The sequence below is a fragment of the Phenylobacterium sp. genome (genome assembly GCF_035539035.1).
In the GTDB taxonomy this organism is placed as follows: Bacteria; Pseudomonadota; Alphaproteobacteria; order Caulobacterales; family Caulobacteraceae; genus Phenylobacterium.
In genome coordinates this window covers 202019-224242 of record NZ_DATLJI010000013.1, presented here as the reverse complement: position 1 = coordinate 224242, position 22224 = coordinate 202019, and the positions used below count along the sequence as shown (strand labels likewise).

Sequence of the window (22224 nt, the reverse complement as noted above, 5' to 3'; positions counted from 1 at the left end):
GGCGCTGCGCGCCTTCCGGGATGACACTGGGGTTTGCGGCGGGACCCCAGCCCTGCTTAATCTCGCCGCCTCAGTTCGGGGGCCGATCCTATGAAACGACTTCTCGCCGGCGCGCTCATGGCCGCCGCCTTCGCCATGCCGGCCGCCGCTCAGGCTCCGGCCCCGGCGGCTGGCCAGACCACCTTCGTCCAGGCCGGCCGCCTCTTGGCCGACCCCGCTTCCGGCCGGGTCGAGACCCAGAAGACCCTGGTGATCCAGAACGGCCGCGTGGTCCGGATCGCTGACGGTTATGTCGCCGAGCCGGGCGGGCGGGTGGTCGACCTGAAGGACAGCTTTGTCCTGCCGGGTCTGATCGACAGCCACGTCCACATCACCGGCGAGCAGAACCGCAACAGCCTGATGGAGGAGGTCACGCTCTCCTCGGCCGACCTCGCCATGCACGGCGTGCGCTTCGGCCGCCGCACACTGATGGCCGGCTTCACCACGGTGGCCGACCTCGGCGCGGAGAACAACGCGATCTTCGCCCTGCGCGACGCGGTCGCCCGCGGCGATGTCGAAGCCCCGCGGATCGTGGCCTCCGGCTCGGCCATCTCGGTCCACGGCGGCCACGGCGACGTGAACGGCTTCAGCGACGACGTCATGCACGTCCTTCGGCCGGGCTCGGTCTGCTCCGGGGCCGACGACTGCCGCCGCGCCGTGCGCGAGCAGGTCTGGAAGGGCGCCGACGTCATCAAGATCACCGCCACTGGCGGGGTGCTGTCCAACACCGCCGCGGGGCTGGGCCAGCAGTTCTCCCAGGAGGAACTGAACGCCATCGTCGACGCCGCCCACCGGATGGGCCGCAAGGTCACCGCCCACGCCCACGGCGGCGACGGCATCGTCAGCTTCCTGAAGGCCGGCGGCGATTCCATCGAGCACGGCACCTACCTCGACAACGAGGGCATCGCGCTGCTCAAGAAGAACAAGGGCTATCTGGTGCCCACCCTGATGGCCGGCGACTTCGTCTACCGGGTGGCTTCGGGCCCGAACAACTTCTTCACCCCCGCCCAGACCGCGAAGGCCCTGGAGGCCGGGCCGAAGATGCTGGACATGGCCCGCCGCGCCCACCAGGCCGGCGTGAGGATCGCCTTCGGCACCGACACCGGCGTCTCGGCCCATGGCCAGAACGCGGGCGAGTTCGCCCTGCTGGTCCGGGCCGGCATGACCCCGCTGGAGGCCGTCCAGGCCGCCACGGTCAACGCCGCCGACCACCTGGGCCTCGCCGCCGAAATCGGCGCGCTCACCCCCGGCAAGGCCGCCGACGTGATCGCCGTGAAGGGCGACCCGCTGAGCGACGTCACGGTCCTGCAGAACGTCAGCTTCGTGATGAAGGGCGGCGTCCAGGCCAAGCCTTAACGGCCGCCGCAACACACCGACACCAACCGTGTTTTGGCGGGCGGCGGCGGCGCGTGCCATATGGCGCCCGCTTCGAAAGACAGGGGCCGCGCCCGCATGCCTATCCCGTTCATCGACCTGCAGGCCCAGCGCCAGCGCCTGGGCCAGCCGCTGGAGGACGCGATCCTCAAGGTGGTCCGGTCGGGCGCCTACATCATGGGCCCGGAGGTCGCCGCCTTCGAGGCCGCCATGGCCGAGTTCGGCCAGGCGCCGCACGTGCTGTCCTGCGCCTCGGGCACCGACGCCCTGATCCTGCCGCTGATGGCGTTCGGGATCGGCCAGGGCGACGCGGTCTTCTGCCCCTCCTTCACCTTCGCGGCCACGGCCGAGGTCATGCCGCTGGTCGGCGCCTCGCCGGTGTTCGTGGACATCGACGCCGACACCTACAACCTCGACCCCGCCAGCCTCGAGGCCGCCATCCAGGCGGTGAAGGCGAAGGGCGAACTCACGCCCCGGGCGGTGATCGCCGTGGACCTGTTCGGCCAGCCCGCCGACTATCCCGCCATCCGCAAGGTCTGCGACGCCCACGGGCTCAAGCTGATCGCCGATTCCGCCCAGGGCTTCGGCTGCACGCTCGCCGGCAAGCACCCGATCCACTGGGCGGACGTGGCCACCACCTCCTTCTTCCCGGCCAAGCCGCTCGGCTGCTACGGCGACGGCGGGGCGGTGCTGTCGAAGGACGCCCGTTTCCACGACCTGCTGGTCAGTCTCCGGGTCCACGGCCAGGCGGTGAAGTCGGACCTGGAGGGCCGGACCTTCGAGCACGACCCGCGCTACCTGAACGTCCGCGTCGGCACCAACAGCCGGATGGACACCATCCAGGCCGCGGTCCTCCTGGAGAAGCTGAAGATCTTCGCCGACGAGATCGAGGCCCGGAACCGTGTGGCGGCCCGCTACGCGGAGGGTTTGGGCGACCTCGTGAAGGTCCCCACCATCATCGAGGGCGGCGTCAGCGTCTGGGCCCAGTACACCATCGAGACAGAGAACCGCGACGGCCTCGCCGCCCACCTGCGCGAGCAGGCGATCCCCTCGGCGGTCTACTACCCGATCCCGATCCACAAGCAGGGCGTCTACTCGGGCTACCCCACGGCGCCGGGCGGCCTGCCGGTCACCGAGGCCAAGGCGGGCCAGGTGATCAGCCTGCCTATGCACCCCTACCTGACGTCGGACGACCAGGACCAGGTGATCGCCGCCATCCGCGCCTTCGTGAAGAAGAACGGCTAGCCCCAGATCTCCTTCAGGACCTCCGCCTGGGTCGCGGCCTGGGCGAGGCCGGCCTGCACGGCGCCTGGCACGCGGGAAGCGTCCAGAAGGTTCGGGCCGAAAGCCTCAGCGCTCGCCTCGTCGGGGCCGATGACCACCACGGTGGCGCCGCCGTCCTGGAGGGTCTGGACCTCCTCCTCCAGCTTGGCCCGCACCCGCTCGCCGATCTCGCCCGGGCCGGCCAGCCGCACCGCCACGACCACCACCACGTCGTAGCCCGCGGCCATGTCGGCGTTGGTGGAGGAGCGCATGCCGCCGTCGATGTAGCGGCGGCCCTCGATGGTGATCGGCGGATAGACCCCAGGCACGCTGCAACTCGACGCCACTGCCCGCGTGACGCCCACGCCGGCCGCCTTCGTCCAGAGCCGGAACCCGCCGTCCTCGGCGTCCACGGCCGTGCAGGCGAAGGCCTTCTCCGGCCAGGCGGTGTCCGGCAGGCCCGCGAACGAGCGGCCGAAGCTGCGGATGAAGTCCTCCTCGCTCATGGTATCAGCCGCCAGGGCCATCGCCCCGATCTCGGCGCGCACCTCGGCCGGGTTGCGCTTGCCGCCCTGGGCCTCGGCCATCAGTTCCGTCAGCCGGCGCAGGTCCGGCGCGGGGCCGGCGCGGCCTGCGGCCTCCCGGCGGGCCGGATCGGAGGGCGGGTCGGCGAAGGTGCGCGGGTCGAGGCCCAGCGCCAGGCGCGCGCCCACAAAGGCCCCCGCGCTGGTGCCCAGGATGAAGTCCGCCTGGCCGAGGTCCACCCCAGCCCGGGCGAAACCGGCCACCAGCCCGTTCTCCCAGCCGATCCCCACCGGCCCACCGCCGCCCAGCACCAGCGCGCGCGTCGTCATGGACGTCATCCCCGAAGCGTTCTTGGATTTTGCCGGAGCATCGGTGACCCGGGCCACCATGTCACGCCGCTTCGCGCGGCGCGCGCGTGCTCCCCTTGCGTCACCGCCGTGGCCGTGGTTGGTGCGCTCAAACAGATGTTTGACGGGAGGGTCGGATGAAGGCTGCGGTCTATTACGAGAACGGCGGGCCCGAGGTCTTCCGGTACGAGGACGTCGCCGACCCCGAGTGCCACCGCAAGGGGATCGTCATCCGGGTGGAGGCGGTGTCCATCGAGGGCGGCGACACCCTGAATCGCTTCCGCGGACCGCTCGTCACCCGGCCGCACATCGTGGGCTACCAGGCCGCCGGCGAGGTGGTGCAGGTCGGCGAGGACGTCACCGACATCCGGGTCGGCCAGAAGGTGGTCACCACCGGCGGCTTCGGCAGCCACGCCGAGCTGCGCGCCGTCCCCGCCCGCACCGCCTGGGTGATCCCCGAGGGCATGGCCGTGAAGCAGGCCGCGGTGATCCCCGTGCCGTTCGGCACGGCCGACGACTGCCTGTTCGAGTTCGGCCGGATGAAGAAGGGCGAGATCGTGCTGGTGCAGGCCGGCGCTTCCGGCGTCGGCGTGGCCGCCATCCAGCTCGCCGCCCGGGCCGGTGCGGCCATGGTGCTGGCCACCGCCTCCTCCGACGAGCGCCTGGAGCGCCTGAAGCCGCTGGGCCTGACCCACGGCATCAACTACCGCACCCACGACGTGGCGCAGGAAGTCGCACGGCTGACCGACAAGCACATGGCCGACGTGATCGTCGATTCGGTCGGCGGCCCGACCCTGCAGTCCTCCATCAACTCGCTGGCCTACCGCGGCCGGGTCTCCATGGTCGGCCAGGCCGGCCGCGAGCCGATGAAGGTGGACGTGGGCTCGATGATGGGCGGCAACCGCAGCCTGTCGGGCGTCTTCCTGGGCGCCGAGATCACGACCGACCGGGTGCACGACAACATCCAGAAGCTGATCGGCGACGTCGCCAGGGGCGAGCTGAAGGTCGTCATCGACCGCGAGTTCCCGCTGTCCGAAGCCGCCGAGGCCCACCGCTACATCGAAAGCCGCCAGGCTGTCGGCCGCGTGCTGCTGATCCCCTAAGGAGCCAATCATGGGACGCCTTTCCGGCCGCTCGGCCGTCATCACCGGCGCGGGCAGCGGCATCGGCCGCGCCGCCTCGATCCTCTTCGCGCGTGAAGGCGCGAGCGTCGTCTGCGCCGACCGCGCCGAGGGCGTGAACGACACCGTCAAGGCGATCACCGACGCCGGCGGCAAGGCGATCGGGCTCCTGGGCGACGCCGGCGTCGACGCCTTCGTGAAGAGCTGCATGGACACCGCCATCGCCGAGCACGGCGGGCTGGACGTGGTCTGGGCCAACGCCGGCATCTCCGGCGGCTTCGCGCCGCTGCACGAACAGACCGCCGACTACTGGGCCGAGATCCTGCGGGTGAACCTGATCGGCGCCTTCCTGGCCGTGAAACACGCCTCCGAACGGATGATCCCGAACGGCCGCGGCTCGATCATCTGCACGGCGTCGGTGGCCGGCATCCGCTCCGGCGCCGGCGGCCCGGCGTATTCGGCTTCCAAGGCCGGCGTCATCAGCCTCGCCCAGACCGCCGCCAACGAGCTCTACGGAACCGGCGTGCGCGTCAACGCGGTCGCGCCCGGCCTGATCGAAACCGGCATGACCAAACCCATCTTTGACGGCGCCCGGGCCCGCGGCAACGAGGACAAGATCGGCCAGCTCAACCCGCTCACCCGCTACGGCGTGCCGGACGAGATCGCCTACGCCGGCCTGTTCCTGGCCTCGGACGAGAGCTCCTACGTCAACGGCCAGACCATCGCCGTCGACGGCGGACTCTCCACCTCCCACCCGGTCGTCCGCCGCAAGCGGTGATCTACCTCGTCCGCCACGGGCAGACGGCGTTCAACAAGGAACGTCGTCTGCAGGGCCATGTGGATTCCCCGCTCACCGAGCTAGGGCTGCGCCAGGCCCGGGCCGTCGCCGGCCTGCTCGCCGACCTGACCGGCGGCGAGCCCGGCTGGCGGGTGATCTCCAGCCCGCTGGGCCGCGCCCGCGACACCGCCGCCATCGTCGCCAGGGCCCTGAGCGCCGAGGTCGAGGAGGACGCCCGGCTCATCGAGCTCTCCTGGGGAGAGTGGGACGGCCGGCTGCGGAGCGAGCTGGAGGCCGCTCACCCGGACGCCTTCGGCCGCTCCGGCTGGGCCTTCGACGCCCCTACCGGCGAAACCTACGAGGCGGTCTGCGCGCGCATGGCCGACTGGCTGGCGAGCCTGCCGCCGGAACCGGAGCGGCGCGTGATCGCCGTCAGCCACGGCGTGGCCGGCCGGGTCCTGCGCGGCGTCTACGCCCGCATGGAACGCGACCGCACGGTCGAGCAGGACGTGCCGCAGGACGCCGTCTACCGGCTGAGCGGCGGAACCATCGGCCGCATCGACTGCGAGCCGCTCGACTAGGTCGCTAGTGGATGGAACTGCGCCAGCGGCGGAGCCTCGGCGCCTCTACTTTCCGATCAGGGCCGAGCCAGTGCATCACGGCCAGGACGGCCACCGCGGCCACGGCGCCGAGCGCGAACGCGCCCGCCGCGGCCATGGAGATCCCGGCCGGGCCCACGCTCATCGGCCGCGGCGCCATCCAGTGCACCACCTCGCCGTTCGGCTCGCTGGGCAGGACGTCGTCGTAGTCCTCGTTCATGTGCTCGGTCATCGGGATCGTCTCCGCCTTCCCACTCGTGGCGCTAACCCGCGCGCATGGCAGGGGTTCCGCGCGCCCGTCCTCAAGGGTAGAAGCGGCGCGACCCCATTCCTTGACCTGCCGCAACGGACCATGGCCGGACACTCAAAGTTCAAGAACATCATGCACCGCAAGGGCCGCGCCGACAGCGCCCGGTCCAAGCTGTTCTCCAAGCTCTCGCGCGAGATCACGGTGGCCGCAAAGGCGGGTCTGCCGGATCCGGCGATGAACTCGCGCCTGCGCCTGGCCGTGGCCAACGCCAAGGCCGAGTCCATGCCCAAGGACAACATCGACCGGGCGATCAAGAAGGCGTCCGGCGGCGAGGCCGAGACCTACGAGGAGATCCGCTACGAGGGCTTCGGCCCCGGCGGGGTCGGCGTGATCGTCGAGGTGCTGACCGACAACCGCAACCGCACGGCGTCGAACGTGCGCTCCACCTTCTCCAAGCACGGCGGCAACCTGGGCGAAACCGGCTCGGTGTCGTTCATGTGGGACCGGGTGGGCCAGATCGTCTACGGGCCCGAGGCTGGGTCCGAGGACAAGGTCATGGAAGCGGCCATCGAGGCCGGCGCCGTCGACGTGGAGTCCGATGAGGACGGCCACACCATCTACACCGCCTTCGAGCAGCTCTCCGACGTGGCTGCGGCGCTCGAGGCGAGCCTCGGACCGGCCAAGTCCACCGCTGTCGCCTGGCGACCCAAGGCCCGCACGCCCATCGAGGGCGACGCCGCCGGCTCGCTCATGAAGCTGCTCGAGACCCTCGAGGACGACGACGACGTGCAGAACGTCTACTCGAACGAGGACATCGCCGCCGAGGAACTGGAAAAGCTGGCGGGCTGAGCGTGCGCAAGGACGACCCCCGCGTCACCGACCTCTCCCGCTACCGCCGGGCCCGCGAGGCCGCGCGCCGAGCCCCGCCGCCCAAGCCGAAGACCCGCCGCGAGCCCTTCCTGGGCTCTCGGCCCCGGGCGGGCCTGATCCTCGCAGCGGTGGTGTTCGTGATCCTGGCGCTGTCCTTCGGGCAGTTGTTCCACTAGCCGCAACCGGCGCCGTGCCTGGGGGTTTATCCCCGCGCATGGGCGACTGGTCGGCGATCCTCGTACAGTACGTGCTGCCGGTGGTGGGCGCGGGCGTGGCCGGCGCGCTGATCGGGCTGGAGCGGGAATACCGCGGCCGGCCGGCGGGCCTGCGCACCCACATCCTGGTCTGCCTGGCCTCCGCGCTGCTGATGCTGGGCGCCGTCCACCAGATGCGCTGGCTCACCGACACGCCGGCCGAGGTGGTGCGCATCGACCCCGTTCGGATGGCCCACGGCATTCTCACCGGCATCGGCTTCCTCTGCGGCGGCGTGATCTTTCGTCACGGCTTCTCGGTGCACGGCCTGACCACCGCCGCCTCGCTCTGGCTCACCTCGGCGCTCGGCACCCTCTACGGCGTCGGCTTCTACGGCCTGGCGATCGGCGGGACCCTCGCGACGCTCGCCGTGCTGGTGATCCTGCGCGGAGTGGACGACCGACTGCCCAAGCGCAGCGTCCTGGACGTGGCCGTGCGCTACCGGCGGGGCGATCGGTTCCCCGACCAGGAATTCCGCGACCTCGTCCATGAGCTGCGGCTGACCCCGTCGGGCATGGGCCACAAGCTGCTGCACGGCGGTGAGGTCATCGAGCTCTCGGCCACCCTCAGGGGCGCCGGCGGGCGGCCGGCCGAGGCCCTGGCGCAGCGGCTCTGCGCCGATCCGCGCGTCGTGGAGTTCGACGTTCGTCCCCGCGAGGACTAGCCGGTCAGCCGCGCCCGCGGCCGCCCATGTTCTTGCGCAGGATCGCCCAGATGATCAGCAGGAAGCCCGCCAGCCGCAGCAGGTAGACGCCGCTGAGGTTCTCGTCGGGGATGCCGAAAAGCACCGGCACGGCTTGGTTCACCGCCAGCAGCGCGAAGCCGGCGGCGAACGCCAGGAACAGGGTGTCGCGCGTGCGCCGCCAGAACTTCAGGAAGTAGAGGCCGACGGCGAGGAAGCCCACCGTGAGCGCCCCGCCCATGAAGCCGACGATGGCGGGATCGTGGTTCATGACTCCACCTCGAAGGTGAAGCCGTAGAGCAGCACCGCCACCGCCGCCACGGACGCCGCCTGGCGGAAGGGCCAGAGGTTCACCTCCGGGAAGACGACCATGTCGCCCACGAGGAACAGGTTGTTCAGCGCCAGGAATCCAAAGCCCAGGGCGGCGTAGAGCAGGAGCTTGCTGCGGCTGGCCCGATAGGCCCTGAGCAGCAGGGCCGCGCAGATCACGCTGGTGATCAGGCAAAGGCCGTAGACGGCGATGGGAGCCCAGTCGGTCACTTTCCGTCTCCCCTGAATTTGAATGCGTCTGCGAGGCCCTGCACCGGGTCCGGCGGCGCCGCGATCAGGTTGATGATGGCCACAGGCCGCTCGCGGTAGGCCGCCTCGAGGTCACCGCAGAGCGCGTCGAGCACCGGGCTGGCCGGGGCGTAGCGGTAGCAGCCGGCGTCGTCGAGCACCACGATGCCGCCGCGCTGAAAGCGGCCGAGGTTGTCCGCGACCAGGGTCTGGCTCGCCCGAAGCTCGCGCACCAGGTCGGCCGCGGCCCAGCATCGCTCCGGGTCGCGCTTGAGCAGGAGCAGCAGCTCCAGCGCCCATACCGAGCGCACGTGCTCGCGCACGAACCCACGGAGTTCCTGGTCTGAGGCCAAAACGCGCCCTTCACTTGAACAGCGGGGCGACCCTAACGACTGGGCCCGGTCGATCAAGCTTGACTGTGCCATTTTGTCGCAAGGCTTGGCCGCGCGGCGTGTCTGTGTCCAAGTGGCCGCAACACTCTGGGGGGACCAAATGACACCGATCTTTCGAATCTGCCTGACCGCCGCGGCCGCCCTGTCCGTCGGGGCCGGCGCGGCCCAGGCCGCCGAGTTCGTCACCATCTCCCAGGAGGCCGTGGTCGACGCCCCACCCGAGGTGGCGTGGAAGAAGGTCGGCGGCTGGTGCGACATCGGCGCCTGGCTGAAGACCACCTGCGTGATCACCTCCGGCGGCGAGGAAATGGGCTCCGTCCGCCGGATCGCCGACCGCATCGACGAGCTGATGGTGGCCAAGACCGCCTGGTCCTACTCCTACAGCCAGCCCAAGAGCCCGATCGACTACCACGGCACCGTGGAGATCCGGCCGGAGGGCAAGGGCAAGTCCAAGCTGATCTACACCCTGGTCTACGACGCCGAGCCGCTGAAGACGCCCGAGGCCAAGGCCGCCGACCGCGAGCGCCGGGCGAAGATGTTCGCCGGCGTGCTGCAGACCATGAGGGGCATCGCCGAGGCGAAGTGACCCGCGGCGGGCCGCGGGCGCACACCGCGGGCGCGGCTTCGCCATGGCTTTTCACCACATCATGAATTAAGAACGGCGTTAGCTCAGCCTCGGAGGCCCCGATGGACGTGCTCGCCCGCCCGCTGACGCCGCCCGCGCCGAAGCGCCTGTCGCGCCCCCTGCCCGCCTGGCGGTTCAACTGGGCGCTGACGAAGAACACCCACGCCGTCTGGGCCGATCGGCACTTCGACGACCTCGTCACGCCGCTGCCGGCGCTCGGCATGAAGGTTCTGCTGGTCTCCGACCCCGACGGGATCCGCCACTACCTGACCACGGCCCAGGCGAAGTACCGGCGCCCCATCCCGGCCCGCCGGATCGTCCGGCCGATCACCGGCGACGGGGTGTTCCTCGCCGAGGGCCAGGCCTGGCGGCGGCAGCGGCGGCTGCTTGCCCCGACCTTCACGCCGGCCAGCGTCGGCCTGCTCGTGCCGCACTTCCAGGACGCCGCCGAGGCGATGATCCGCAGACTGGACGGCAAGGCGAAGGCCGACCTCTCGGGCCTCTTCCAGGACGCCGCCCTCGACGCGGTGCTCCGGGCCCTGTTCTCCCTGCCCGACAGCGCCGAGCGGGCGGCGCTCGGGGCCATGGTGCGCGGCTACATCGAGAGCGTCGCCAATCCCAACACCTTCGACGTCCTGGCCCAGGGCGACGACGACTACGCCTTCGCCCAGCGCGGGCGGCTGCGCGCCGGCCGCGCCTGGATGGCCGCCGTCGACCGACTGGTGGCCGCGCGGCGCCGCGCGGCGCCGCCCGCGGCCTCGCGCGACATGCTGGACCTGCTGCTGGCCACCCGCGACGCCGAGACCGGCGAGGCGCTCGGCGACGGCGAGGTCCGCGACCAGGCCGCCACCATGCTGTTCGCCGGCTTCGAGACCACCGCGCGGCTGCTATTCTGGGCGGCCTGGCTGCTGGCCCTCGACCCGCTGGAGCAGGACCGGCTGCGGGCGGAGGTCAGGGCTTTCCCGCCGGACCGGATCTCGGGACTGGAGGACCTGCAGAACTGGCCCAGGCTGCGGATGGTCCTGCTGGAGGCGCTCCGGCTCTATCCGCCGGGCGGGATGATCCTGCGCGAGGCGGTCGAGGAGGACGAGATCCTCGGCCACAGGCTGACGCCCGGCATGCACGCCTGGACCAGCATGTGGGTGCTGCACCGCCATCGTCGGTTCTGGGAGGATCCCGAGGCCTTCCGGCCCGAGCGGTTCGCCGGCCAGTTCGCGCCCTGGACGGCCGGCGGCGCCTACATGCCCTTCGGCGCGGGCCCCCGCATCTGCATCGGAGCGACCTTCGCCATGGCGGAGGCGAGCCTCGTGCTCGCCACCCTCCTCGCCCGCCACGAGGTGGGCCTAGCAGACAGCCGGCCCGTGCTGCCGGTGGGCAAGATGACCACCATGCCCGATCACGAGCCGCTGTTCGCGCTCAGCCTCGCCTAGTTGGGGACCGGCGCCTGGTTCTTCGGCCCCTCGGTCACCTGGTCCATGGCGGCGTCCGCGTCCTTCGTCGCCGTGGCCGCCTGGGCCGCCTCCTGGCGCTTGGACTCGTCGAGCACCACGGCGGAGACGGCCTTGTTCTCCGGCGAGTTGCGGGCGCCTTCGCCCGTCGTGCTGCAGGCGCAGAGCGGCAGGAGGGTCGCAAGGACGAGGCAGGTCGGGCGCAGCATGGACGAGGCTCCTTCAGGCCCCGTCCAACGCGCCGGCCCGGCTGCGGGCTCCCTGGCCTCAGGCGGCGAGGTCGAAGCGCCAGGGCTCCTGGCGGCCCTGGGCCGCCGCGAGCTGCGCTTCCGCGAACTCCCAGTTGGCGACGGTGTCGAACCACGTCTCGAGGAAGCCCTTACGGTCCTGCTTGTAGTCCAGGTAGTAGGCGTGCTCCCACAGGTCGCAGACCATCAGCGGCGTCTGCCCTTTGTTGGCCAGGGTGTCGCCGTCGTGGGTGTCCACGACCGCCAGCCTGCCGTCGTCCACCACCAGCCACACCCAGCCGGAGGCGAAGTGGTTGGCCCCCACCTCCACGAACTTGGCCTTCAGGCCGGCGAGGTCGCCGAAGCCCTCGCCCACCAGCCGCGTCAGCTCGCCGCCGGGGTCGCGCCGCTGCGGCGTCATGCAGGTCCAGAAGAAGGCGTGGTTCCAGGCCTGGCCGGCGTTGTTGAGCAGCTTGCGCTCACCCCGCGACCCGGCCTCGGCGATGATCTCCTCGAGGCTCCGGCCCTCCAGCCCCTTCTCGGCGGCGAGCTGGTTGGTCACCTCCACGTACTTCGCATGGTGCTTGTCGTGGTGCGTCCGCATGGTCGTCGCGGACACGGTGGGCTCCAGCGCCTCATACGCATAGGGCAGCGGCGGCAGCTTGATCATCGCCTGGCTCCTTCACTCTTGGGTTTTTCGGGTTCGCTGTTCAAACCCTTGCCGCGGCGGCCTGTTCCGTCCCGACGAAGCCGGCGCGCGCGGTGTCTTCGGCCGCGGGTCGGCCTGTGTCAAAGCGGGGCTGCCGGCTAGGTGCGCGGATAGAGGATGATCTGGGTGCAGCGGAAGGCGGCCATCAGCTTGCCGGTGGCGGCGTCCTCGACCCGCGCGTCCCACACCTGGGTGGTGCGCCCGCCGTGCAGCAGCTCGGCCGTGCAGACCGCCTCGCCCGAGCGGAGGGTGCCGGTGAAGTTGCACTTCACCTCCGCAGTGGTGAAGCCGCTCGCCCCCTCCGGCCAGACCGTGGAGACGCCGTAGGCGCAGAGGATGTCGGCCACCGACAGCACGGCGCCGGCCAGCAGGTAGCCGGTGTGGGCCACCAGGTCCTCGCGCACCGGGAACCGCCCCACGACGCGGCCGTGGGCGACCTCGGTGATCTCCAGCCCCAGGTGCCCGGGCAGCTTGCCCACGTTGGCCCGGTTCAGGCCCTCGACGGTGTTGCGGTTGGTCGTGGCCGGCATGGTCTTCCCCTCGCTCGGGGTGAGCTCCGAAAGGAGGGTCCCCGCCATAATTCTCATGGCAGATGCGAGCCTGTGGCCCGAAGTCAGTCAAGGACCGGCCTCCGGCCGGCCGCGCCGCGGCGGCCCTCCGGGCCGTCCTTGAGTGACTTCGGGCCACAGGCAGACTGGCCACCATGAGATTTAGGGCTAGGTTCGCGCCCATGCGCACCCTTGCCCTCGTCGCGGCGCTCGCCGCCGCCCCCTTCGCCGCCCAGGCCCAGTCCGCCGCCCCGATCGATCCTGCGAAGCTCTCCGAGCACACCCGCGTGCTGGCGGGCCCCGACTTCCACGGCCGCGCGCCGGGCGGGCCGGGCGAGCAGCCGACGGTCGACTACGTGGTCGGCCAGTTCAAGGCGCTGGGCCTGAAGCCCGCCGGCGACAACGGCGGCTGGACCCAGGCGGTGCCGCTGATCCGCACCCAGGTGCAGCCCGACGCGAAGATCACCCTGAGCGTCGGCGGCCGGGCCCAGACGCTGACCCAGAACAAGGAGGTCCGTCTCCACGCCCTGCGGCCCGACCCGCGGGTGCAGGTGGCGGACGCGCCGCTGGTCTGGGTGGGCTACGGCGTCACCGCGCCCGAGCGCGGCTGGGACGACTTCAAGGGCGCGGACCTGAAGGGCAAGGTCGCGGTCTTCCTGATCAACGACCCCGACTTCGAGGCCGAGGCCTCCGATCCCGTGGCCGGCAAGTTCGGCGGCAAGGCGGCCACCTACTACGCGCGCTGGACCTACAAGTACGAGGAGGCCGTGCGGCGGGGCGCGGTGGGGGCCCTGATCGTCCACGAGACGGCCGGCGCCGCCTACGGCTGGACGACCGTCACCGCCTCGAACGGCGAGAGCTTCGACGTCCAGCGGCCGGATCCGGCGAAGGAGAAGCTGGCCTTCGAGGGCTGGATCCAGCGCGACCTGGCCGTGGACCTGTTCCGCCGCGCGGGGCTCGACTTCGAGGCCGAGAAGGCCCGCGCCCGCACCGCCGCCTTCACGCCCGTGGCCCTGAAGGACGCCACCGTCTCGGTGGACCTCACGGTCGCCTCCGAGAAGCTGATGAGCCGCAACATCCTGGCGGCCCTGCCGGGGAAGACGCGGCGCGCCGAGAGCATCATGTACGCCGCCCACTGGGACGGCTACGGCGTGGGCCCGGCCGACGCCCAGGGGCAGACCGTGCGGCCCGGCGCGCTGGACGACGCCATCGGCGTGGGCGGGGTGATCGAGATCGCGCGCGCCTTCGTGCAGGGCCCTCGCCCCGACCGCACCATCGTCTTCGCCGCCTGGACCGCGGAGGAGCGCGGCCTGCTGGGCTCGGAGTACTACGCCGAGCACCCGAGCTATCCGCTGGCCACCACGGTCGCCAACTTCACCCTCGACGTGCTGCAGCCGCTGGGGCCGTCCCGCGACGTGGTGCTGGTGGGCGCCGGCCAGAACGAGCTCGAGCAGCACCTGGCCTACGCCGCCGCGCGGCAGGGCCGGGTGGTGACCCCAGACGCCCGCCCCGAGCGGGCGCTGTTCTACCGCGCCGATCACTTCTCGGTGGCCAAGCGAGGGGTGCCGGTGCTGCTGCTGATGGCGCTCGGCGGGGCGCCGGATCTCGTGCAGGGCGGCCGGGCCGCCGGCGACCGCTGGGTCGCGGAGTACACCGCCCGCTGCTACCACCAGACCTGCGACGCCTGGAGCGCCGACTGGGATCTGCGCGGGGCCGTCCAGGATGTGGCCCTGGTCTACGAGGCGGGTCGGATGCTGGCGACGTCGAACCGCTGGCCGCAGTGGAGCGCGGGCTCCGAGTTCAAGGCGGTCCGCGACCGCACCGCCGCCCAGCGGAAGTAGCCTTGACCGGAAAAGGCCCGTGGTCGGGCGCGTCCCGGGGGACGCGCCCGACCACGGCGGAGCCTGGTCCGGAAGAAAGCCGCCACACCCGACGCCCGACGCCATTTGGGGCTGGAGACGGGACGGCGCGCGCGGCCGGCTTCGGCGGCCATCCGGGGAGGAGGACGCCGCCAGGTCCGGTCAGGACCGAAGCATGAAGGCAACCAGGCCGAAGAGCAGGGCGAGAAGCAGGCAGAGGACCGGCAGACTGCGCCACAGCCAATCCCCCAGCAGCGTCGCGCGCCGTTCTCCACCCGTCATCACACCCACTCCTCGGCTGGCGATGAAGATGATGGCCCGACGCCTGCACGGCTGGATGTGACCCCGGTCACAGACACGGGCGGCGGGCGGCGATCGTGGGCGCGCGGCTCCGGATGTGATTTAGATGGCGAAAGCCCATGCCCGCCACGCCGCCCTTCACCGCCTCCGACGCCGACTACGAAGCCTGGGCCCGCAACGAGGTCGCCCACTGGCGCGATCGCGTGCTGAGGGCCGCCGGCCCCCTCGACCGCGCCGCCCGGGGGCTGCAGCAGCGGATCAACCGCGCCATCCCGGAGCGGGTGCACCAGGCGGTCACGGCCGTGATCGAGCGGCTGACCCGGACCCTGCTGACCGGCGCGGACCTGACCACCGGGGAGCCGCTGACCGGCCTCAGCCTGCGCGAGCGGGACGAGCGCGCCCGGCGGGCCATCGAGGGCTACCGCAACGCCGCCGCCGTCGAGGGCGGCGTCACCGGGGCCGGCGGCTTCTGGATGGCGATGGCCGACTTCCCGGCGCTGCTGACCCTGAAGATCAAGCTGTTGTTCGACCTGGCGGCCATCTATGGCAAGTCCGGGGAGGACTTCGCCGAACGGCTCTTCCTGCTGCACATCTTCCAGCTGGCTTTTTCCGGCCCCGACCACCGCGCCGACGTCTTCGAAGCGATGCAGGACTGGGACGCCCGGCCCCATCCCTCGTCCTACGAAGCGTTCGACTGGCGGCGCTTCCAGCAGGAGTACCGCGACTACATCGACCTGGCGAAGCTCGCCCAGATGATCCCGGTGATCGGCGCCCCCGTCGGCGCGGTGGTCAACTGGCGGCTCACCGAGCGGCTGGGGGAGACGGCCATGAACGCCTACCGCGCGCGGGCGCTCGGATGAGGATCTTCATCGCCCTCGCCGCCGTGCTGTTGACCGCTGCGGCCCCCGGGCGCCTGACCGACGCGGACATCCGCAGCTTCTTGAGCCGCCAGGAACGGGCATGGAACGCCGGCGATGTCGCCGACTGGGCCGCACACTTCACGCCGGACGCCCGCTTCACGGACCAGGCCCGCAGCGGCCGCGAGATGGTGGCCTACGGGACCAGCACGCTTCCCCAGGCCCGCACCCAGGCGCAGCGGTTCTTCTCACAGTCCCAGGTCCGCGAGAGCGGACAGGTCCAGCGGATAGATATCCAGCCCGACGGCCTCACCGCCCGCGTCGTCATCCGCAAGGTCTCGCGGATCGTGACCGGCGGCCGGGTCAGGCTCTCCTGCGCCGACAGCGTCCAGACGCTCGTCCGCAGCGACGGGCGCATCCTCTCCCGCGGCCGGACCGACACCCTCTACCGCTGTCCGCGCTGAGCGGACAGGCGGGCGCACCCGCCCCTCACGCGCAGCTGCTGGCCAGCGCCAGCAACCCGCCCATCAGCGCGCAAAGCGCGAGCGCGCCGACGAAGTCCGCCCACACCGTCCGGCGCCACCGCTCGTCGTCCTCGAGCGCCACGCCCGCGAGCCAGGAACCGTCGCTTCGACCACTGACAACCATCGCACCCACTCCCGAACAGCCCTGCGCCCGGGGGACGGGCGCGGGGCGGTTATCGCGCCGGGGCGGCCGCTCTCCTGTGACGCGAGTCACACGGCGGCAGGCGCCCAGTCCGCCGCCCGAAGTTCGCCGAACAGGCGCAGCCCATTCTTGCGTTTGTGCGGCGCAACACGCATTCTCCGCCGCTTCCCGCATGGGGCGTCCACGTCAAGGGACGGAAGTGGACTGGAGGCGGAGTTGCCGAGCAGAAGGGTCGAGCGGAGGCTCGCCGCCATCCTGGCCGCCGACGTGGCCGGCTACAGCCGGCTCGTCTCGGCCGACGAGGAAGGCACGCTGCGCCAGTTCGCGGGCCACCTGCGAGAGGTGATTGAGCCGGCCGTGGACGAGCACGGCGGCCGCGTCTTCAAGACCACCGGCGACGGCCTGCTCGTGGAGTTCGCCAGCGCCGTCAGTGCGCTGCGCTGCGCCCTGGCCATCCAGGACGGCGTCACCGAGCGCAACCGCCCTGTCCTGCCCGACATCCGCCTGGAGTTCCGGATCGGGATTCACACCGCCGACGTGGTCATCGAGGCCGGCGACATCTTCGGCGACGGGGTGAACGTCGCGGCGCGCCTGGAGTCCATGGCCGACCCGGGAGGAATCTGTGTCTCGGCGCGCGTACAGGAAGACACGCACGGCCGCATCGAGGTCGGCTTCGAGGATCTCGGCGAGCAGCGGCTGAAGAACATCCCCCGCCCGGTGCGCGCCTACCGCGTGCGGCAGGACGGCGCCGACGGCGACGGCGAGGGCCGCCGGAGCCTGCCGCTACCGGCCAAGCCTTCCATCGCCGTCATGCCGTTCCACAACATGAGCGGCGATCCCGAGCAGGAGTACTTCGTCGACGCGATCAGTGAGGACATCGTCATGGCGCTGTCGCGCTGGCGCTGGTTCTTCGTGATCTCCCGGGAAAGCAGCTTCACCTACAAGGACCGCGGCGTGGAGCCCGGCCGCATCGGCGAGGAGCTGGGGGTCCGCTACATCCTGGAAGGCAGCGTCCGGCGGTCCGGCCAGCGCGTGCGGGTGACCGCCCTGCTCCTGGAGGCGGCCACCGGCGCCCACCTGTGGGCCGACACCTTCGACCGCGAGATGGTCGATATCTTCCGCCTGCAGGACGAGATCACCGAGCAGGTGGTGGGCGCCATCGAGCCGGCCATGCTGCACTCCGAGGGGGTCCGCATCGCGCGGAAGAACGTCGGCGACCTGACGGCCTTCGACTGCTTCCAGCGCGGCATGTGGCACATGAACCAGGTGTCGGAGGAGGGCTATCACGCGGCGATGACCCTGTTCCGCCAGGCGATCGAGCGGGATCCCGACCTGGCCCTGGCGCACATCGGCCTGGCCCGGCTGCTCTACGGCGGCGTCGTCTACGGCTGGTCGCCCAACGGGAAGGAAGACCTGCTCGCCGCCTACGACAACGCCCACACCGGAATCCGGCTCGACCCGCGCGACGCCTACGGGCATTTCGCGGCCTCGGGGGCGGCGCTGTTCCTCGGCCGGCACCGCGAGGCGTTGGAAGAGGCGCGCAAGACCATCGCGCTCAACGCCAACTTCGCCTTCGGCCACTTCCGCCTGGGTCAGGTGCTGGTCTATTCCGGCCGGGCCCGCGAGGCGATCGCGCCCATCGAGCGCAGCCTGCGCTACAGCCCCTACGATCCGCAGCTAGGCCCGATGCACCGCATGCTGTCGCTCGCCCACTTCCACGCGGGCGACCTCCAGGAGGCGGTGACCCACGCCGAGGCGGCGATCCGGCTTAACGACGTCGCCGCCACCCGGCTCCTGGCGGCCGCCCTCTACCGGCTGGGCCGGATCGAGGAGGCGGCCAAGGCTTATCCAACAGAGCTGCGCGGGCGGCTGCGGGCCCGGATGGGTGCGCCGCTGCCCTACGCCAACCCCGCCGACCGCGAGGCGCTGGCCGAGGCCGTGCGCCTGGCGGGGGAGGCCGCCGCCTACGCCGCTAGCCCTTGATCGGGTGGGCGTCGTCCGGGTAGCGGCTCTTGATCAGCACCGTGATGCCCCCCTTGGTCGTCTTGGTGTCCGGCGCTTGCCAGACGGTCATCTCGTAGTCGTAGTTCGGCGCCCAGGCGAAGGTCACCTGCGTCGGCGGGCTGGTCGACAGCGCGTGATGGATGATCGCCCGAAGGCCTGTGCGGATGCCGAGCGGCATCCCCTTCAGCAGTTCCTGCCAGGCTGAGATGAGCTGCGGGTGGGCCTCCATCAGGAAGCCGTAGTCGGGGTCGGTCCCCGGCGCGAACATGTCCTTCCGCTTGGCCAGTTCGCGGATCTTCTCCCGGCCCATGTGAACGTTCAGCTCACCCAGCACCGTCTGCAGCATCGGCATCGGCCGTCCCCCTCGTCGCGTCGTTGATTCGCCCCAAACGGGAAAACCATGGGCCGGAATTCGCCTGCTGTCAGCCGCTCAGCCGCTCCTTGACCACGCCCTGCAGGCGGTCTGCCGAGAGCACGCGCACGCCGGACGGGGTCTTCTCCACCCAGCCTTCCAGCATCCAGTCGCGCAGCTTGCGGTTCACCTTCTCGCGGCTGACGCCCACCCGCCTGGCCATCTCGGTCTGGGTGAGGGCGATCAGGCCGCGGGTGTTCTGCTCGGCCAGCAGCAGGCGGGCGAGCCGGCCTCCCAGGTCGAGGGCCGAGCGGGCCTCCAGGTCGGCGTTGGTGGCCCGCAGCCGGCGGCTCAGCTCGGCCACCAGGGCGACGGCCGCCTTGGGCTCGGATTCCAGCACCTCGAGCAGGGCCGCCCGGGGGATCCGCCACAGGCGCGTGCGCCGCGTGGCGATCAGGTCGGCCGAGCGCGGGCCGCCGTCGAGCACCGCCATCTCGCCCACCACCGAGCCGCGGCCCAGCGCCGTCAGCCGGATCTCGCGGCCGCCGACGGTGGTGGAGCGGACCTCCACCTCTCCGTCGAGCACCACGAAGACCGCGTCGCCGGGGTCGCCCTCCTGGGCCAGCAGGGCGCCGGCCGCCAGGGCCACCGGCGCGCCGCGGCGGGCAAGCGTCGAGGCGGCCTCCGGCGAGATGTGCCGAAGGACCTCGCTGGCCGCCAGGGCCGAGCGGACTTGCTCGAAGTCTTCCGTCCCGTGGGACGCCACGCACGCCTCCAGCCCCAAATCCGGCGATGGCCCAGCATGCCTTGATCTTCGCGGCCGGACCATCCCGGGCGCGAAGTTCCAGTGCAGGTTCTGCACGCAGGCCCCGCCCGTCAGCACGGCCGGCCCTCGCCCGGGGACGAAAGGGTCTGGGCGGCGGTTCTGGTCTTCATCAGTTCGGCTCCTCGGCGGATCTCGGGTCGGCGAAAGGGCGCGAGGGATAAGGCGAAGCTTCCGATCGGGATGTGACGCCAGTCACCGGGCGGACACGCGCTTTGCGGAAACCGGCTTGGCGGAGCGCCCTTGGGCGGGCGGGCCGGGCGGTCTAACGTCGGCCGATGCAGACCCGCCGCACCCTCCTCGCCGCCGCCGTGGCGCTCGCCGCCACTCCCGCCCTCGCCCAGCCCGCCCCCACGGTCAGGGTGGCCCTGACCACCGCCGAGGGCGTCATCGTGCTGGAGCTGGAGCAGGCGAAGGCGCCAGTCACCGTCGGCAACTTCCTGAAGTATGTGGATCGCAAGCTCTACGACGGGGCGGCCTTCTACCGGGCCTCGACGCCGCCGGGCGGGCCCAAGACCTTCGGCCTGCTGCAGGGCGGACTGCAGAACGATCCGAAGAAGGTGCTGCCGCCGATCGCCCACGAGAGCACGATCAAGACGGGCCTGACCCACACCGACGGGACCATCTCCATGGGACGCCACGCCCCGGGCACGGCCCAGGCCGACTGGTTCATCTGCGTCGGCGACCAGCCCTATCTCGACGCCGACCCCAAGGACCCGAAGAACCCCGGCTTCGCCGCCTTCGGCCGGGTGGTCGAGGGCATGGACGTGGTCAAGAAGCTCCTCGCCCTGCCGGTGGACCCGAACCGCGGCGAAGGCTCCATGAAGGGCGAGATGCTCGTGAAGCCGGTGAAGATCGTCTCCGCCCGGCGGGTCGCGGCCTAGGCCACCGCGCTGAGGTCGTCGCTCTCGCGCGACAGGGCCCGGGCGAGCGCCGTCAGCAGGCCCGCCGCCGTGATGGGCATGGGCATGTGCAGGTCGGCGCCGGCGGCCACGGCCTCGGCCGCCGCCGCGCCGTCCTTGGAGACCGCCAGGACCGGGGTCCGGCGCTGGCCGACCTCCGCCTCGGTGCGACGGATGACGCGAATGCCGTTCAGGCCATCGCCCATCTCGACGTTCATCAGGATCAGATCGAACGGCCGGCCGGCGGCGATCTGCGCGGCCTCGGCGCCGGAGTGGGCCTCCGACAGCTCGATGTCCACGTCGGCCTCGGCGAACACCAGCCGCACGCCGTGGCGGCGGGCCGGGTCGGCGTCGGCCGAGAGCACGCTCACCTTGCGCGGCGGCAGGACCGGGGCGGCCTTGGTCTTCTTGGCCTTGCGGGCCGGCGGCGCCTCGTCGAGGACAGCCTCGGCCACCAGCCGGTCGAGCGACTGGGCGGCGGTCTCGATCACCGCGATCATCTTCTTCAGGTCGGGCGTGTCGCAGACCTTGGTCAGCACCTTGGCGGCGCCCAGCAGGCCGTCCAGCGGCGCGCGCACCTCAGGGCCGAGGTCGGTCAGCGCCGCCTGCTTGTTCTGGGCCTGCTCGATGGAGCCCTGCAGGCTGGTGAGGGTCTGCTCGAGCTCGCGGTAGGCGGCGCGGGAGTGGTCCTCGGCGCGCTTGCGGCGCAGCTGCATCTCCACGCGGGCGGCGGCGATCTCCATGTCCACCGGCTTGGTGACATAGTCGTTGGCGCCCATCAGCAGGGCCTCGACGACGTCCTCGCTGGCGGACTTGGCGGTGACCATGATCACCGGCAGCTGGTTCTCGGTGTGCGTCTCGCGCACCCGGCGCAGAACCTCCAGGCCGTCGATGCCCGGCATCATGATGTCCAGCAGCACCACGTCGAAGGGCTCGCGGGCGATCAGGTTGAGGGCGGAGAGGCCGTCGTTGGCCTCGACCACCTCGTAGCCCAGGCGGGTGAAGCGGCGGTTCAGGATGATCCGGTTGTCCTCGGTGTCGTCGACGACGAGGAGGCGGGGCATGGCTTCTGGGGTCATGGGCTCACGCGGCGGCTGGGCGCTGGGGGCGCGCCGGTTGGAAAGGCTCCTCCCAAGTCTCCACGCTCACGCTTAAGTATCGGTGTATACGGAACGACAACCGGAACGAGCCCGCGCACCGCCGCGCCGGACGTGCTAGGGTGCGCCTGCCCCGAGCCCCAACCGCGGATTCCTCCGCGCCGGGCCCCCGGCCCACGAGGGCCACCACATGACCACCCCCAGCCGCCTGCCGCCGGCCGTCCGGCGCACCCTCGTCGACGCCCGCTCTTCCGGCGCGCCGAGCCCGACGCCGCGCCGGCCGCTCCTCAACGATCCCCGCAGCACCCGCTAGGAGGCGACCATGGCCAAGGGTCAGAAGAAATCCAACCGCGAGATCCGCAAGCCGAAGGCCCCCAAAGCCAAACCTGCCGTGCAGGTGGCCTCGGTGCTCAATCCCGAACGGAAGAAGGGCTAGCCGCATGGGTCTGTTCGACTTCCTCGGCCGCGCCGGGGTCTCGCCCGAGGCCGTGCGCGCTGAGATCTGGCGGCTCGGCGTCCGCCACTTCGGAGAGCCGCTCCAGGGCGCGCTCGCCGAACTCGCCGACCCCGGCCTCGCGCCGGACCGGACGGCCCTGCTGCGGGCCTGCGTGGCGAAGCTCCGCGCCGCCTGAGGCCTAGCCGCCGCCAGCCAGCGCCCGGCCGACCATCACCCAAAAAGCCGCGCACAGGGCCAGGGCCGCCGCCAGACCGGTTACTCTGATGACCACCATCGCCATGCGCGCTTCTCGCGACTCGC

The 22224-nt window shown here is 71.5% G+C and carries 29 protein-coding genes; 18 read left to right on the top strand and 11 right to left on the bottom strand.

Annotated elements, in window-relative coordinates:
• Positions 1–90 precede the first annotated feature (90 nt).
• A complete protein-coding gene (locus VM685_RS09400) occupies positions 91–1395 on the top strand; it encodes a metal-dependent hydrolase family protein (protein ID WP_414693354.1) in 1305 nt (434 codons plus the stop codon).
• A gap of 96 nt (positions 1396–1491) precedes the next feature.
• Positions 1492–2658, top strand: a complete 1167-nt coding sequence (locus VM685_RS09395) for a DegT/DnrJ/EryC1/StrS aminotransferase family protein (RefSeq protein WP_325459883.1) — start codon at positions 1492–1494, stop codon at positions 2656–2658.
• Here VM685_RS09395 and VM685_RS09390 read toward each other — a convergent pair.
• The gene (locus VM685_RS09390) at positions 2655–3530 is read right to left on the bottom strand and encodes a patatin-like phospholipase family protein (RefSeq protein WP_325459882.1); all 876 of its coding nucleotides are present in this window, start codon (positions 3528–3530) and stop codon (positions 2655–2657) included. The two genes, VM685_RS09395 and VM685_RS09390, sit on opposite strands and share 4 nt — an antisense overlap.
• 155 nt (positions 3531–3685) lie before the next feature.
• Here VM685_RS09390 and VM685_RS09385 point away from each other — a divergent pair, with 155 nt between their 5' ends.
• The 3 genes from VM685_RS09385 to VM685_RS09375 are packed head-to-tail and all read left to right on the top strand — an operon-like array spanning position 3686 to position 6028.
• Positions 3686–4651 carry a zinc-binding alcohol dehydrogenase family protein gene (locus VM685_RS09385; RefSeq protein WP_325459881.1) on the top strand — a complete coding sequence of 322 codons (966 nt, stop codon included), beginning with the start codon at positions 3686–3688 and terminating at the stop codon, positions 4649–4651.
• Between the two features lie 10 nt (positions 4652–4661).
• The gene (locus VM685_RS09380) at positions 4662–5447 is read left to right on the top strand and encodes an SDR family NAD(P)-dependent oxidoreductase (RefSeq protein ID WP_325459880.1); all 786 of its coding nucleotides are present in this window, start codon (positions 4662–4664) and stop codon (positions 5445–5447) included.
• Positions 5444–6028, top strand: a complete 585-nt coding sequence (locus VM685_RS09375; protein WP_325459879.1) for a histidine phosphatase family protein — start codon at positions 5444–5446, stop codon at positions 6026–6028. Before VM685_RS09380 ends, VM685_RS09375 begins: the two co-directional genes overlap by 4 nt.
• Before the next feature lie 4 nt (positions 6029–6032).
• Here VM685_RS09375 and VM685_RS09370 read toward each other — a convergent pair whose 3' ends face one another.
• Positions 6033–6278, bottom strand: coding sequence for a hypothetical protein (locus VM685_RS09370; RefSeq protein ID WP_325459878.1), 246 nt, complete (start codon positions 6276–6278; stop codon positions 6033–6035).
• A gap of 120 nt (positions 6279–6398) precedes the next feature.
• Here VM685_RS09370 and VM685_RS09365 point away from each other — a divergent pair, with 120 nt between their 5' ends.
• Genes VM685_RS09365 through VM685_RS09355 form a run of 3 tightly spaced genes read left to right on the top strand, consistent with a single transcriptional unit; the run spans position 6399 to position 8082 of the window.
• Positions 6399–7145, top strand: a complete 747-nt coding sequence (locus VM685_RS09365) for a YebC/PmpR family DNA-binding transcriptional regulator (protein ID WP_325459877.1) — start codon at positions 6399–6401, stop codon at positions 7143–7145.
• A 2-nt stretch (positions 7146–7147) separates the two neighbouring features.
• Positions 7148–7342: a hypothetical protein gene (locus tag VM685_RS09360; protein ID WP_325459876.1), complete on the top strand. Its 195-nt coding sequence runs from the start codon at positions 7148–7150 to the stop codon at positions 7340–7342.
• 38 nt (positions 7343–7380) lie between these two features.
• A complete protein-coding gene (locus tag VM685_RS09355) occupies positions 7381–8082 on the top strand; it encodes an MgtC/SapB family protein (protein ID WP_325459875.1) in 702 nt (233 codons plus the stop codon).
• A gap of 4 nt (positions 8083–8086) precedes the next feature.
• Here VM685_RS09355 and VM685_RS09350 read toward each other — a convergent pair whose 3' ends face one another.
• From VM685_RS09350 to VM685_RS09340, 3 genes are read right to left on the bottom strand one after another with little or no spacing between them, the layout of a single operon-like run.
• A complete protein-coding gene (locus tag VM685_RS09350; RefSeq protein ID WP_325459874.1) occupies positions 8087–8371 on the bottom strand; it encodes a DUF5985 family protein in 285 nt (94 codons plus the stop codon).
• Complete coding sequence (locus VM685_RS09345; RefSeq protein ID WP_325459873.1) at positions 8368–8640, bottom strand: DUF5985 family protein; 273 nt, start codon at positions 8638–8640, stop codon at positions 8368–8370. Before VM685_RS09345 ends, VM685_RS09350 begins: the two co-directional genes overlap by 4 nt.
• Positions 8637–9011, bottom strand: a complete 375-nt coding sequence (locus VM685_RS09340; protein ID WP_325459872.1) for a hypothetical protein — start codon at positions 9009–9011, stop codon at positions 8637–8639. The genes VM685_RS09345 and VM685_RS09340 overlap by 4 nt, the downstream gene beginning before the upstream one ends.
• Positions 9012–9150: 139 nt before the next feature.
• Here VM685_RS09340 and VM685_RS09335 point away from each other — a divergent pair, with 139 nt between their 5' ends.
• Positions 9151–9636, top strand: coding sequence for an SRPBCC family protein (locus tag VM685_RS09335; RefSeq protein ID WP_325459871.1), 486 nt, complete (start codon positions 9151–9153; stop codon positions 9634–9636).
• A gap of 101 nt (positions 9637–9737) precedes the next feature.
• Complete coding sequence (locus VM685_RS09330) at positions 9738–11105, top strand: cytochrome P450 (protein ID WP_325459870.1); 1368 nt, start codon at positions 9738–9740, stop codon at positions 11103–11105.
• On the opposite strand, the gene VM685_RS09325 is transcribed toward VM685_RS09330, so the two are convergent.
• From VM685_RS09325 to VM685_RS09315, 3 genes are all read right to left on the bottom strand, one after another.
• The gene (locus VM685_RS09325) at positions 11102–11332 is read right to left on the bottom strand and encodes a hypothetical protein (RefSeq protein ID WP_325459869.1); all 231 of its coding nucleotides are present in this window, start codon (positions 11330–11332) and stop codon (positions 11102–11104) included. The genes VM685_RS09330 and VM685_RS09325 overlap by 4 nt on opposite strands.
• Before the next feature lie 58 nt (positions 11333–11390).
• On the bottom strand, positions 11391–12020 hold the full coding sequence (locus VM685_RS09320) for a superoxide dismutase (protein ID WP_325459868.1): 630 nt from the start codon (positions 12018–12020) through the stop codon (positions 11391–11393).
• A 137-nt stretch (positions 12021–12157) separates the two neighbouring features.
• A complete protein-coding gene (locus tag VM685_RS09315; protein ID WP_325459867.1) occupies positions 12158–12637 on the bottom strand; it encodes a PaaI family thioesterase in 480 nt (159 codons plus the stop codon).
• Positions 12638–12789: 152 nt separating this feature from the next.
• Here VM685_RS09315 and VM685_RS09310 point away from each other — a divergent pair, with 152 nt between their 5' ends.
• The 4 genes from VM685_RS09310 to VM685_RS09295 all read left to right on the top strand — a co-directional run bounded on the left by VM685_RS09310 (position 12790) and on the right by VM685_RS09295 (position 18272).
• Positions 12790–14448, top strand: coding sequence for a M28 family metallopeptidase (locus tag VM685_RS09310; RefSeq protein ID WP_325459866.1), 1659 nt, complete (start codon positions 12790–12792; stop codon positions 14446–14448).
• A 437-nt stretch (positions 14449–14885) separates the two neighbouring features.
• A complete protein-coding gene (locus VM685_RS09305; protein WP_325459865.1) occupies positions 14886–15626 on the top strand; it encodes an EcsC family protein in 741 nt (246 codons plus the stop codon).
• Positions 15623–16087, top strand: a complete 465-nt coding sequence (locus tag VM685_RS09300) for a nuclear transport factor 2 family protein (protein WP_325459864.1) — start codon at positions 15623–15625, stop codon at positions 16085–16087. The genes VM685_RS09305 and VM685_RS09300 overlap by 4 nt, the downstream gene beginning before the upstream one ends.
• 418 nt (positions 16088–16505) lie before the next feature.
• A complete protein-coding gene (locus tag VM685_RS09295; RefSeq protein ID WP_325459863.1) occupies positions 16506–18272 on the top strand; it encodes an adenylate/guanylate cyclase domain-containing protein in 1767 nt (588 codons plus the stop codon).
• On the opposite strand, the gene VM685_RS09290 is transcribed toward VM685_RS09295, so the two are convergent.
• Positions 18262–18645, bottom strand: a complete 384-nt coding sequence (locus VM685_RS09290; RefSeq protein ID WP_325459862.1) for a hypothetical protein — start codon at positions 18643–18645, stop codon at positions 18262–18264. The genes VM685_RS09295 and VM685_RS09290 overlap by 11 nt on opposite strands.
• 70 nt (positions 18646–18715) lie before the next feature.
• The gene (locus VM685_RS09285) at positions 18716–19411 is read right to left on the bottom strand and encodes a Crp/Fnr family transcriptional regulator (protein ID WP_325459861.1); all 696 of its coding nucleotides are present in this window, start codon (positions 19409–19411) and stop codon (positions 18716–18718) included.
• Positions 19412–19746: 335 nt separating this feature from the next.
• Between VM685_RS09285 and VM685_RS09280 the strand changes: the two genes are divergently transcribed.
• On the top strand, positions 19747–20352 hold the full coding sequence (locus VM685_RS09280) for a peptidylprolyl isomerase (protein WP_325459860.1): 606 nt from the start codon (positions 19747–19749) through the stop codon (positions 20350–20352).
• Here the strand turns inward: VM685_RS09280 and VM685_RS09275 are convergent.
• The gene (locus VM685_RS09275) at positions 20349–21434 is read right to left on the bottom strand and encodes a response regulator (protein ID WP_325459859.1); all 1086 of its coding nucleotides are present in this window, start codon (positions 21432–21434) and stop codon (positions 20349–20351) included. The two genes, VM685_RS09280 and VM685_RS09275, sit on opposite strands and share 4 nt — an antisense overlap.
• Before the next feature lie 223 nt (positions 21435–21657).
• Between VM685_RS09275 and VM685_RS09270 the strand changes: the two genes are divergently transcribed.
• From VM685_RS09270 to VM685_RS09260, 3 genes are read left to right on the top strand one after another with little or no spacing between them, the layout of a single operon-like run.
• On the top strand, positions 21658–21780 hold the full coding sequence (locus tag VM685_RS09270) for a hypothetical protein (protein WP_325459858.1): 123 nt from the start codon (positions 21658–21660) through the stop codon (positions 21778–21780).
• A gap of 9 nt (positions 21781–21789) precedes the next feature.
• On the top strand, positions 21790–21903 hold the full coding sequence (locus VM685_RS09265; RefSeq protein WP_325459857.1) for a hypothetical protein: 114 nt from the start codon (positions 21790–21792) through the stop codon (positions 21901–21903).
• Between the two features lie 4 nt (positions 21904–21907).
• Positions 21908–22099: a hypothetical protein gene (locus tag VM685_RS09260; RefSeq protein ID WP_325459856.1), complete on the top strand. Its 192-nt coding sequence runs from the start codon at positions 21908–21910 to the stop codon at positions 22097–22099.
• Positions 22100–22224: the final 125 nt, after the last annotated feature.